General features: G+C 23.5%; 1 protein-coding gene. It reads left to right on the top strand.

Features of this window, described 5'->3' with window-relative positions; genetic code table 11:
- Window positions 1-238 (top strand): T9SS type A sorting domain-containing protein (locus ACVC2P_RS00420; protein WP_452596513.1); only part of this gene is annotated, 238 nt, incomplete at its 5' end.
- Window positions 239-409: the final 171 nt, after the last annotated feature.

Raw genomic sequence — 409 nt, 5'->3', positions numbered from 1 at the left:
CATATACCCTAACCCTTTTAACAATTCAATAAATATAATTCTCCCTAATACATTAAACAATGTAACTATTCGATTATATGATTTAAGTGGGCGTATTATTTACAATACCAGAAAAACCGTCATAGAAAATAATAGATTAGAAATAACTAATTTAAATACTCTATCTAAAGGGACTTACATATTACAAATTACTGATTTAGAAACCAATGCAACTCTAAAACATAAAGTCATTAAATAAAAACAAATGACTTAACTACACTCATTAATATTTATAAAAAAAGCCTGAAATAATTATTTCAGGCTTTTTTATAAAATATCATTCTAAATAAAACCACTTAACCACCATAATTATACACTTCATCGATATTTAAAACTTCTTAAACGTATTTCATCGAAAAAATAATTCTAT

The organism is Pontimicrobium sp. MEBiC01747 (assembly GCF_053601635.1).
This window is presented reverse-complemented; position numbering and strand designations above follow the sequence as displayed.